We start from the raw sequence: 11,300 nt of genomic DNA, 5'->3' as shown, positions 1-11,300 counted from the left end.
GGGAGCGGGGCTCCCGAGCACACCAGCGGATTAGATCTCGTCGATCGAGGCGGCCTCGAAGCGGCTGGAGATGTTGATACCGAGTTCTTCTGCGGCGCGGAACGCCTCATCGTCGGTGTCGCGGAGGTTGACCAGCGTGCCGTCAGCCGAGAGGACCTCGACGTTCAGGCAGAGCGACTGCATCTCCTTCATGAGCACCTTGAAGGACTCGGGGATGCCGGGCTCCTGGATGTTCTCGCCCTTGACGATCGCCTCGTACACCTTGACGCGGCCGAGGATGTCGTCGGACTTGATCGTGAGGAGCTCCTGGAGCGCGTATGCGGCGCCGTAGGCCTCGAGGGCCCACACCTCCATCTCACCGAAGCGCTGTCCACCGAACTGCGCCTTACCACCGAGCGGCTGCTGGGTGATCATCGAGTAGGGACCCGTGGAACGTGCGTGGATCTTGTCGTCGACCAGGTGGTGCAGCTTCAGGATGTACATGTAGCCGACCGAGATCGGAGCCGGGAACGGCTCACCCGAGCGGCCGTCGAACATCTGGGCCTTTCCGGTGGAGTCGATCAGGCGCACGCCGTCGCGGGTCGGGGTGGTCACGTCGAGGAGACCGGCGATCTCCTCCTCGCTCGCACCGTCGAACACCGGGGTGGCGACCTTCGTACCGGGAGCCGCCTCGAAGGCCTGCTCCGGCAGACGAGACGCCCACTCCGGGGTGCCCTCGACCTTCCAGCCCTGCTTGGCGATCCACCCGAGGTGGGTCTCCAGGACCTGACCGAAGTTCATTCGACCCGGGATACCGAGCGGGTTCAGCACGATGTCGACCGGGGTACCGTCTGCCATGAACGGCATGTCCTCGATCGGGAGGATCTTCGCGATGACACCCTTGTTGCCGTGACGGCCGGCGAGCTTGTCACCCTCGGTGATCTTGCGCTTCTGGGCGATGTAGACCACGACGCGGCGGTTCACGCCGGAGCCGAGCTCGTCGTCGCCGTCCTCGGCGTTGAACTCCTTGACGGCGATGATCGTGCCCTGCTCGCCGTGAGGCACCTTCAGGGACGTGTCGCGGACCTCGCGGCTCTTCTCGTTGAAGATCGCGCGGAGCAGGCGCTCCTCGGCCGACAGCTCGGTCTCGCCCTTCGGCGTGACCTTGCCGACGAGGATGTCGCCGGGGCGGACCTCGGCGCCGATGCGGATGATGCCGCGCTCGTCGAGGTCCTTCAGCAGCTCCGGGCTGACGTTGGGGAGGTCACGGGTGATCTCCTCCTTGCCGAGCTTGGTGTCGCGGGCATCGACCTCGTACTCCTCGATGTGGATCGAGGAGAGGGTGTCGTCCTTCACCAGGTCCTGGCTCAGGATGATCGCGTCCTCGAAGTTGTAGCCTTCCCACGTCATGAACGCGACGAGGAGGTTCTTTCCGAGGGCCAGCTCACCGTTCTCGGTGGCGGGACCGTCAGCGACGACCTCTCCGACCTCGACCCGGTCGCCCTCGTTGACGACGACCTTCTGGTTGTACGACGTGCCCTGGTTCGAGCGGTCGAACTTGCGCAGGTGGTACTCCTGCGTTCCACCCTCGTCGAGCATGACGACGACGCGGTCCGCGGAGACCTCGGAGACGACTCCGGCCTTGTCGGCGGTGAGCACGTCACCGGCGTCGATGGCCGTGTAGCCCTCCATACCGGTTCCGACGAGCGGCGAGTCGCTGCGGAGCAGCGGCACAGCCTGACGCTGCATGTTGGCACCCATGAGGGCGCGCTGTGCGTCGTCGTGCTCGAGGAAGGGCACGAGCGAGGTCGCGACCGACACCATCTGGCGCGGGGAGACGTCGATGTAGCCGATGTCTTCCGGAAGGAACATGTCGACCTCGCCGCTGCCGCCCTTGGGGCGGGCCAGGACGTGGCTCTCGATGAAGCGACCCTTGGCATCGAGCGGGGCGTTGGCCTGCGCGATGTTGAAGTCGACCTCTTCGGAAGCCGTCAGGTAGTCGATCTGATCGGTGACGACGCCACCGGTGACCTTGCGGTACGGGGTCTCGATGAAACCGAACGAGTTGATGCGCGCGAACGTCGCGAGAGCACCGATCAGACCGATGTTCGGGCCTTCCGGCGTCTCGATGGGGCACATGCGGCCGTAGTGCGACGGGTGGACGTCACGGACCTCGACGCCGGCGCGGTCACGCGAGAGACCACCGGGGCCGAGCGCGGAGAGACGACGCTTGTTCGTCAGACCCGCGAGCGGGTTGTTCTGGTCCATGAACTGCGACAGCTGCGACGTTCCGAAGAACTCCTTGATCGCGGCGACGACGGGGCGCACGTTGATCAGGGTCTGCGGCGTGATGGCCTCGATGTCCTGCGTGGTCATGCGCTCGCGGACGACGCGCTCCATGCGGGACAGACCGGTGCGGACCTGGTTCTGGATCAGCTCGCCGACCGCGCGGATGCGACGGTTGCCGAAGTTGTCGATGTCGTCGGTCGCGAGACGGATCTCGGCCTTCTTGCCACCGCGGATGCCCGAGAAGGTCTCCTCGGTGCCGGCGTGCAGACGGACGAGGTACTTGATCGTGGCCACGATGTCTTCGACGGTGAGCACCGACGAGTTCAGCGGCTGGTCCAGGCCCAGCTTGTGGTTGATCTTGTAGCGACCGACCTTGGCCAGGTCGTAGCGCTTCGGGTTGAAGTAGAAGTTGTCCAGCAGCGCGCGGGCAGCCTCGGCGGCCACCTGCTCGCCCGGACGGAGCTTGCGGTAGATGTCGCGGAGCGCATCTTCCTTCGTGACGATCGTGTCCTTCGCGAGCGTCTCCTCGATCGAGGTGTAGCCGGCGAACTCGGCGAGGATCTCCTCGCTGGTCATGCCCAGCGCCTTGAGGAAGACCGTGACCGACTGCTTGCGCTTGCGGTCGACGCGCACGCCGACCTGGTCGCGCTTGTCGATCTCGAACTCGAGCCATGCACCACGGCTCGGGATGACGCGAGCCGACACGATGTCCTTATCGGACGTCTTGTCAGGGGTCTTGTCGAAGTAGACACCCGGCGAGCGCACGAGCTGCGAGACGACGACGCGCTCGGAGCCGTTGATGATGAACGTGCCCTTGTCGGTCTGCAGCGGGAAGTCGCCCATGAAGACCGTCTGGGTCTTGATCTCACCCGTGAGGTGGTTCATGAACTCGGCCTCGACGTACAGCGGAGCGGCGTAGGTCTTGCCACGCTCCTTGCACTCCTCGATCGAGTACTTCTCCGGCTCGAGGTACGGGTTCGTGAACGACAGCTGCATCGTTTCGCCGAGGTCCTCGATCGGAGAGATCTCCTCGAAGATCTCGCCGAGACCGCTGTTCTCGTTGACGTCGGTCCGACCCTGCTTCTTGGCCTCGGCGACGCGCGCCTTCCAGGCGTCGTTTCCGACCAGCCAACCGAAGGACTCGGTCTGCAGGGCAAGAAGGTCTGGGACAGTCAGCGTGTCGGAGATCTTGGCGAACGAAAGACGGGAAGCTCCGCGTCCGTTCTTGGTGGTGGTGGATGTGGATGCGTTGCGAGCAGCAGCCAAGGGAATAACCTCCGTGAGCCCCGCAGGGCTTCTCGATTCCTTTGTCGTCAGGTGGAGTGTGCGCCCGGGAACTCAACAGATGCCGACCACCATATGAGGGCAGGGAGAAGCGAGCGCAACTACCAACTATACGCACGATTGTGCGACATGGCAACCTCAATCCTTGACCAATCTCGGATGCTGCGGTATGAGCATCCGATCGCCGGGTCGGCGCTCGGCCGACCCGGCGATGTCAGGACGCGATGTTCAGCTCGTTGCCCGGGATCGACGCCAACAGACGCCGCGTGTACGGGTCGCGCGGGTTGGTGAAGATCTCCTCCGAGGTCGCCGCCTCGACGAGCTTCCCGTCCTTCATCACGCACACGTAATCGCTGATGAGGCGCACCACCGCGAGGTCGTGCGAGATGAAGAGGTAGCTCAGCCCGTACTCGCTCTGCAGGTCGCCGAGCAGCTTCAGGATCTGGTCCTGCACCAGCACGTCCAGCGCCGATACCGGCTCGTCGCACACGATCAGATCCGGAGACAGAGCGAGCGCCCGGGCGATCGCGACACGCTGCCGCTGCCCGCCGGACAGCTCGGACGGGTACCGGCGCAGCATCGACTGCGGCAGCGCCACGTCGTCGAGCAACTGCCGGACGCGCTTTCGCCGGTCGGCGCTGCTCCCCCTCTTGTAGAAGTCGAGCGGCTCGGCGATCAGACGTTCGATCGTGAACATCGGGTTCAGGCTCGAGTACGGATCCTGGAAGATCGGCTGCACCTGTTGCCGGAACTCCTTCGTCTCCGCCTTGCTCAGCGACGCGATGTCCTTGCCCTCATAGCGGATCAGTCCGCTCGTGGGCTCGATCACCTTGAGCAGCATCCGCGCGGTCGTGGTCTTGCCCGAGCCGGACTCCCCCACGATCGCCACGGTCTCCCCGCGCGGGATCACCAGCGACACGTCGTCGACGGCCACGAAGTCTTCGCCGCGCCCCCGCACCGGGTACACCTTGGTGAGGTTCTCGATCTCGACGATGTTGTCGACCGGAGCCGCCGCGCTGGAGGCGTCTGCTCCGGCCACCGGTTCCTTTACTTGGAACGCCTGAGGTTGCAGCCGGGCGACAGCGACCGATGGCGCCGCCTGCACGAGCGACTTCGTGTACTCATGCTGCGGATCCTCGAGGATCTGTCGCGCGTCTCCCTGCTCGACGACCTTGCCCCGGTGCATCACGATCACCCGCTCAGCCCGCTCGGCGGCGAGGCCCAGGTCGTGCGTGATGAGCAGCACGGCCGTTCCCAGCTCGCGGGTCATCGCGCCGATCTGGTCGAGGATGGTCTGCTGTACCGTGACGTCGAGCGCACTGGTCGGCTCGTCGGCGATCAGCAGCCGCGGCTTGCACGCCAGCCCGATCGCGATCAGCGCGCGCTGACGCATGCCGCCGGAGAACTCGTGCGGATACTGCTTGGCGCGCCGCTCCGGATCGGGGAGGCCGGCGGCGGTCAACGCCTCGACCACCTTCGCCTGCACGTTCTGCCGCGTGGCGAGTCCGTGCGCGAGCAGTGTCTCCGCCACCTGCGTGCCGATCTTCGCGACCGGGTTCAGGTTCGACATCGGGTCCTGCGGCACGAGGCCGATGTCGCGACCGCGGATCGTGCGCAGCTCGTGCTCCGGCGCGTGGGAGATCTCCTTCCCGTCGAGCCGGATGCTGCCCGACGCGACCTTCCCTCCCCCGGCGAGCAGCCCGATGATGGCCATGGCCGTCGTCGACTTGCCCGAACCGGACTCGCCCACGATCGCGACGGTCTCGCCGGGTCGGATCTCGAGGTCGACGCCCTCGACGGCGTGCACGACGCCGTCCATGGTGGCGAAGTCCACGGCGAGCCCCTGGACGGACAGCAGCGGCTCGGTGGACATCTGATTCTCCTTCGCGGCGCGCATCGCGCCTTCGTCGCGGGCGTTCATCGTGCCCTCGTCCGTGGGTCCATCGCCTCACGCAGCGCTTCGCCCAGCAGGGTGAAGCCGAGCGCGGTGACGGCGATGCAGATACCCGGGAGGAACGCGAGCCACGGGGCGATCGCGAGCTCGGCCTGCGCGTAGGTGAGCATGCGCCCCCACTCGGCGGTCGCGGGGCCGCCGCCGCCGAGACCGAGGAACGACAGCGCGGCCGCATCGATCACGGCCGTCGCGAGCGTCAACGTGCCCTGGACGATCACGGGGCCGATGGCGTTCGGCAGCACGTGCGACATCGTGATGCTGCCGCGGCCGAGACCGAGCGTCTGCGCCGAGAGCACGTAGTCGCTCGACCGCTGCTGCAGCATCGACGCACGGAGCAGCCGGGCGAAGATGGGCACCTGGGAAGCACCGATCGCGATCATCACCGCGAACGGGGTCTGCCCGAGGATCGCGGCGATCGACACCGCCAGCAGCAGGTTCGGTACCGAGAGGATGATGTCGACGACGCGCATGATCAGGGTGTCAACCCACCCGCCGAACGTGCCGGCCAGGAGCCCCAGGATCATGCCGCCGACGAGTCCCATGGCGGTGGAGATGACGCCGATCATGAGGGAGGCCTGCGCACCCCAGATGAGCTTGGACAGCACGTCGCCGCCGAAACGGTCGAGTCCCAGCGGGAACCCCGGCACCTCACCCGGACCCGGGATGTAGGTCGGCGTGATGTACTTCGCGCCGGGCAGCGCCGTCTCCGGGTACGGGGCGAGCCACGGAGCGAGAGCGGCGACCAGGAGGAACAGCAGCACGATGACCGCGCCGATCCACGCGGTCGGATTGCGACGGAGCCGGCGGAACACATCCCGCCAGAAACCGCCGGAGCCCTTCTTGAGGTCGGCCTGGGCGATCGCGACGGTGTCGATATTGCCGCCGCTCTCGGCCGATGGGCCCTGGGCGGGTGGGAGCGCGATGCTCATGAGACCGCCTCCTTTCGGACGATGACGAGGGACATCACTGCACCCTCACTCTCGGGTCGATGAAGCTGTAGGAGACATCGACCGCCAGGTTGATCAGCGCGTACGCGATGGCGATGAAGATGATGAATCCCTGGAGCACCGGGAAGTCCCGCGTGAAGATCGCCCTCGCGAGGAACGAGCCGATGCCGGGGAACGCGAACACGGTCTCGGTGAGCACGGCGCCCGAGATCAGGAGTCCGGTCTGCAGGCCGATCGTCGTGATCACCGGCAGCATGGCGTTGCGCAGGATGAAGCGGTTTCGCAGAGTCGGGGATCCGACGCCCTTCGCCCGTCCGGTGCGCACGTAGTCCGCGTTCTGCACCTCCAGGACGCTGGCCCTGGTGATGCGGACGATGATCGCGAGCGGGATCGTGCCCAGCGCGAGCGCCGGGAGGATCAGATGCAGGATCGCATCCCACGAAGCATCGAACTCGCCCGTGATGATGCCGTCCCACACGTAGAACCCGGTGGGATGGGTGGCGTCTATTCGCGGATCCTGACGGCCGTCCGACGGCAGCCATCCGAGCTGCACGGCGAAGACGTACTTCAGGATGAACGCCAGGAAGAACACCGGGATGGTGATACCGATCAGGCTCAGCACCACCGACGCGTGGTCGGTGAGCTTGCCGTGACGGCGGGCAGCCCAGTATCCGAGCGGGATGCCGACGCCGATCGCGAAGATCAGCGCCATGACGCTCAGCTCGAGCGTCGCCGGGAAGCGGCGCATGAACTCCTCGACGACGGGGCGGTTCGTCTGGATGGACGTTCCGAAGTCGCCCTGGAGGAGTCGCCCGATCCAGGTGAAGTACTGCTGGATGAGGGGTTCGTCGAAGCCGTAGAGCTCGTTGACCCTGGCGACGGCCTCCGGTGTGGCCTTCTCGCCGAGTAGGGCGACCGCGGGGCCGCCGGGAAGGGCTCTGACCCAGGCGAACAGCAGGATGCTGAGCCCGAACAGAGTGGGAATGAGGAACAGCAGTCGCCTGCCGATGGTGCGCAGCACGAAGATCTCCGTCGATCAGAAGGTACGCCGTGCCCCGGTCCCGCGGATGTGTGCGGGACCGGGACTCGGCATATCAGGTGGTCAGGCCGACTACTTGGTGAGGACGATGTCCGTGAAGACCTCGTCGTTCACCGGGCTGGCCGGATAGCTCTTCACGCGGGGATCGAACGCCAGCGTCGGCGCCGGGTGCGCGAGCGGGACGCCGGGGATGAACTCGGCGACCATCTCGTTGATCTCCTCGTACAGCGGCGTCTGCTCCTCGAGGCTGGAGACGCCGCGGGCCTCGGTCAGCTTCTGGAACAGCTCGGGGTTGTCGAAGCCCCACTCGGAGCTCTTCTGTCCGAAGAAGACGCCGACGAAGTTGTCGGTGTCGTTGTAGTCGCCGGTCCAGCCGAGCAGGTGGATGCCGTGTTCCGCGGTGCCGGTGGTGCGGTCGAGGTACTCGACCCACTCCTCCGAGACCGGGGTGGTCTCGACGCCGACCTCGGCGAGCTGCGACGACAGCACCGTGTAGATCTGCTCGGGGTCCGGCATGTACGGACGCGAGACGTTGACCGGGTAGTTGAAGGTGAGCTTCAACGGGTTGGCCTCGTTATAGCCGGCCTCGGCCAGCAGGTCCTTGGCCTTCTCGGGGTCGTAGTCGTAGGTCGTGACATCGGGGTTGTACCCGTTGACGACCTCCGGCACGAACTGCGTCGCCTTCTCGGTGCCCTCAGGGAGCACCTGGGTGATGAGCGCGTCCTTGTCGACCGCGTACGACAGCGCCTCACGGACCTTCGGGTCCTGCAGCTCCGGGATCGCCTGGTTGAACGCCAGGTAGAGGATCGTGAACGGCGGACGCGACACCATCGTGAAGCCGTCGTCGTCGAGCGCCTTGGTGTCGGCGGGGCCGACCAGGTCGTAGCCGTCGATCGAGCCGGACTCGAGCGCCTGGCGGCGGGCGGTCGGGTCGTCGATCGTGCGGAAGATGATCTCGTCGATCTGCCCCGCCTCGCCCCAGTAGTCGTCGTAGGCCTTGAGCGTGACCTGCTCGCCCGGTGCCCACTCGTCGAACTGGTACGGGCCGGTGCCGACCGGGTGTCCCATGGCGTACTCCGACAGCTGCGGGGCCTCGGCGGAGCCGGCGACCTCGTCCGCACCGAACTCCTGCAGCGCCGACGGGCTCTGCATCGCGAACGACGGCAGCGAGAGCGACGGGATGAAGCCGGCGAACGGCTTGTTCAGCTCGATCGTGACCGAGTAGTCGCCATCGGGGGTGCACGACTTGTACACGGCATCGGCCGCGTTGGCGGCGTAGCCCTTGAACAGCTTGTTGTAGTAGTAGCCGAACGCCTCAGAGGCGGCGAGACCGGTCCAGTTGAACCAGCGGTCAAAGTTGACGCAGACGGCCTCGGCGTTGAACGGGGTGCCGTCCTGGAAGGTCACGTCCTCCTTCAGCGTGAAGGTGTGCGACATGCCGTCGTCGGACGACTCCCACTCTTCGGCGAGGAGCGGTGCCGGGTCTGCCGTGCCGGGCTTGGTGCCCACCAGACCCTCGAAGATCTGCCGCGAGACGCGGAAGCTCTCGCCGTCCTGCGCGAAGGCGGGATCGAGGCTGGCCGGGTCGGACGAGGCCGCGAAGACGAACGTCCCGTCGACATCCCCTGCGGGTTCTGCGCCGTCGTCGCCTCGCTCACTGGCGACGCACCCTGCGAGGGCGATCGCGGCGATCGTGGCTCCGGTTACGGCGATGAGTCCTCGCCGACGCTTGACTGATTGGTGCATTGTGTGACCTTCCCTGTCGGGCGCTTCATTGCGCGTCCCGAGGCTTCTTCGCCTCGGGGACGGTGATGACTAGACCGTACCCAGCGGATCCTCAGATGCCAAACGGTTCCACGTTGCAATCCGGTATCGGCGTCGGCCGTGCCGATCGGGTAGTGTCCAGACCGTGTCCGACTCCACCCCGCTCGCCATCTGCTTCGGCGAGGGCATGGTCGCCCTCGTCGCCGCCACCGCCGGACCGCTGGAGGACTGCCGCACCTTTCACCGTTCCCTGGCCGGAGCGGAGTGGAACACCGCCATCGCTCTGGCGTCGGCCGGCATCCACACGGCTGTGCTTTCCCGGGTCGGCGATGACGGTTTCGGCCGCTTCCTCACTGCAGAGTTGCGCGCACACGGCGTCGACGATGCGGCCGTGGAGGTCGACGACGACACCCCGACGGGGCTCTACGTGAAAGAGCTCGTCGCCCGAGCTGACGGCGCTGTCGAGGGGACGATGCACTACTACCGCGCGGGCTCCGCCGCGGCCGCGATGTCGCCCGAGACGCTGGTCGCGCCGGTAGCATCCGCCCTGCTCGCCGAAGCCGCGCTCGTGCACACCTCGGGGATCACGCCCGCCATCTCGGCATCCGCGCTCGCCGCCCAGGAGGCGCTGTATGCCGAGCGTCGTCCTGGCCGGCTCGTCAGCTTCGACCTCAACTGGCGCCCCGCGCTGTGGCGTGGCCGCGAGGCGGAGGGCAGGGAGATCGTGTCCGACTTCGCCCGCCGCGCCGACATCGTGTTCTGCACGCGCCCCGATGCCGAGGCCGTGTTCGGGACCAGTGATCCTCGAGAACTGCGCGCGCTGTTCCCCCAGCCCCGATACCTGGCGGTCACCGACGCCAGCGGGGCCGTCGCCTTCGACGGCGAAGAGCGTGCCGAGAGCGATGCGCTCGATGCCCCGGTCGTGGAGACCATCGGTGCGGGAGATGCCTTCGCCGCGGGTTTCCTCGCCGGAGTGCTGACGGGGTTGTCTCTCACCGGGAGCGTCGCCCGCGGGCACCGCATCGCGACCCGCGCGCTCCTCAGCACCCGCGACCACGTCGACTGAGCCGCACGCCGTGGGGCGGAGAACTCGCCGTAGGGCGGAACTCTGCCCCGGGTTTCTCCGCCCGACACGGAGGACGCCTCCCCACGCGGGGAGACGGGGACGGGGTCAGCTGCGGCGACGGCGCGCCGGAACCGCGTCGTGGGTGCGCTGCAACGACACGGCGACCGGTTCGCCGCGGTGCTGCACGACGCGCACGAACAGCACGTCGACCAGAGCGAGTTGGGCGATGCGGCTCGACATCGCCGCCATCCGGAACGGCGACTCGTGCGCGTGGGTGAGCAACACGACATCCGCCGCGAGTGCCAGGGAGGATTCCGCGACGCTGGTGACCGCGACAGCCAGCGCACCGGCGTCTCGGGCGACCTCGAGCGCCCGCAGGGTCTCTGCGGTCTCACCGCCGTGCGAGAACGCGATCGCGACGTCGTCCGCCGTCCGCAGCGCAGCCGTCGTCGTCGCGAGATGCGGGTCAGACGAATGCGAGACGGAGCACCCGATGCGCGACAGCTTCAGCAGCAGATCCTGCGCGGTCAGCGATGACGCCGCCTGTCCGAAGAGGTCGACGTGCCGGGCATCGACCACCGCACGGGCGACCCGGTCGAGGGCAACCGCATCGAGAGCGAGCGCGGTCTTCTCGATCGCATCGATCTCCTGCGCGGCGAGCTTGGCGGCGATGGCCATCGGTCCGTCGTCCGGATCGATGGCCGTCGTGTCCAGACCGAACCGCGCCTGCTGCGCCTGGGCGAGTGTGATCGCACGCGCGACCGCCACGCGCAGCTCCCGGTAGCCGCTGTATCCCAGCGACTGGGAGAAGCGGGCCACCGTCGACAGCGAGGTGCGACAGAGCTGGGCGAGATCGTTGATCGCCAGGTCGACGACGAGCGTGGGGTCCCCGAGGATCGTCTCCGCGACACGCGCTTCTGCCGCGCTCAGCTTCGGGAGCGAGCGCCGTACACGTGCCAGAACGTCATCGTCCATGGA

Annotated in this window: 7 protein-coding genes; 1 reads left to right on the top strand and 6 read right to left on the bottom strand. The window is 67.1% G+C overall.

Features of this window, described 5'->3' with window-relative positions; translation table 11 throughout:
* Positions 1 to 30: 30 nt before the first annotated feature.
* The 5 genes from rpoB to HCX50_RS14480 all read right to left on the bottom strand — a co-directional run bounded on the left by rpoB (position 31) and on the right by HCX50_RS14480 (position 9,238).
* The gene (gene rpoB, locus HCX50_RS14500; RefSeq protein WP_091035268.1) at positions 31 to 3,534 is read right to left on the bottom strand and encodes a DNA-directed RNA polymerase subunit beta; all 3,504 of its coding nucleotides are present in this window, start codon (positions 3,532 to 3,534) and stop codon (positions 31 to 33) included.
* 232 nt (positions 3,535 to 3,766) lie between these two features.
* Positions 3,767 to 5,473: an ABC transporter ATP-binding protein gene (locus HCX50_RS14495; RefSeq protein ID WP_205829248.1), complete on the bottom strand. Its 1,707-nt coding sequence runs from the start codon at positions 5,471 to 5,473 to the stop codon at positions 3,767 to 3,769.
* Positions 5,470 to 6,435 carry an ABC transporter permease gene (locus HCX50_RS14490; protein WP_167634838.1) on the bottom strand — a complete coding sequence of 322 codons (966 nt, stop codon included), beginning with the start codon at positions 6,433 to 6,435 and terminating at the stop codon, positions 5,470 to 5,472. The genes HCX50_RS14495 and HCX50_RS14490 overlap by 4 nt, the downstream gene beginning before the upstream one ends.
* A 34-nt stretch (positions 6,436 to 6,469) precedes the next feature.
* The gene (locus HCX50_RS14485) at positions 6,470 to 7,474 is read right to left on the bottom strand and encodes an ABC transporter permease (RefSeq protein ID WP_091035281.1); all 1,005 of its coding nucleotides are present in this window, start codon (positions 7,472 to 7,474) and stop codon (positions 6,470 to 6,472) included.
* Positions 7,475 to 7,564: 90 nt separating this feature from the next.
* Positions 7,565 to 9,238: an ABC transporter substrate-binding protein gene (locus HCX50_RS14480; protein WP_167634837.1), complete on the bottom strand. Its 1,674-nt coding sequence runs from the start codon at positions 9,236 to 9,238 to the stop codon at positions 7,565 to 7,567.
* Positions 9,239 to 9,401: 163 nt separating this feature from the next.
* Here HCX50_RS14480 and HCX50_RS14475 point away from each other — a divergent pair, with 163 nt between their 5' ends.
* Positions 9,402 to 10,322 (top strand): PfkB family carbohydrate kinase, encoded by a 921-nt coding sequence (locus HCX50_RS14475; protein WP_167634836.1) that lies wholly within the window; start codon positions 9,402 to 9,404, stop codon positions 10,320 to 10,322.
* Between the two features lie 105 nt (positions 10,323 to 10,427).
* On the opposite strand, the gene HCX50_RS14470 is transcribed toward HCX50_RS14475, so the two are convergent.
* The gene (locus HCX50_RS14470; protein ID WP_091035289.1) at positions 10,428 to 11,297 is read right to left on the bottom strand and encodes a MurR/RpiR family transcriptional regulator; all 870 of its coding nucleotides are present in this window, start codon (positions 11,295 to 11,297) and stop codon (positions 10,428 to 10,430) included.
* Positions 11,298 to 11,300: the final 3 nt, after the last annotated feature.

The sequence above is a fragment of the Microbacterium sp. B19(2022) genome (assembly GCF_012030385.1).
GTDB lineage: Bacteria > Actinomycetota > Actinomycetes > Actinomycetales > Microbacteriaceae > Microbacterium > Microbacterium oxydans_B.
The sequence above is the reverse complement of the archived record's forward strand: the minus strand, read 5'-3'. Positions and strand labels throughout refer to the sequence as shown.